The 362-nt window shown below is 66.6% G+C and carries 1 pseudogene; it reads left to right on the top strand.

Annotated elements, in window-relative coordinates:
- Nucleotides 1–362 (top strand): annotated as a pseudogene (locus GYB81_RS23895) (TIGR03752 family integrating conjugative element protein); the annotation flags it as partial.

Below are 362 nucleotides of genomic sequence, written 5' to 3'. Positions count from 1 at the left end.
GAGCTGCCGGACGTCGCCGGCGCGGTAGCCAGCGGGACCGCCTCGGGCGACTGGACACTCTCCTGCGTGCGTGGGCAGATCCGCAGCCTCCCGTTCGTGTTCAACGACGGGACCGTGCGCACCTTCCCGGCGCCGGCCGAGGAGGTGAATGACAACCAGAGCAACAACAACCAGACCGCCAGCGCCGACCAGAAAACCATCCAGGGCGGCCTCGGCTGGATCAGCGACCCCTACGGCATCCCATGCATCGCCGGTGATCGCCGATCCAATGCCAAGGAGTACCTGGGCAATCAGAGCCTACTCACGGCTGCCGGGGCCGGCATTGCCAAGCTCCTGGACGCCGACGAGAACAACACCAGTAC

The sequence above is a fragment of the Pseudomonas yangonensis genome, from assembly GCF_009932725.1.
Classification (GTDB): Bacteria; Pseudomonadota; Gammaproteobacteria; order Pseudomonadales; family Pseudomonadaceae; genus Aquipseudomonas; species Aquipseudomonas yangonensis.
The sequence above is the reverse complement of the archived record's forward strand: the minus strand, read 5'-3'. Positions and strand labels throughout refer to the sequence as shown.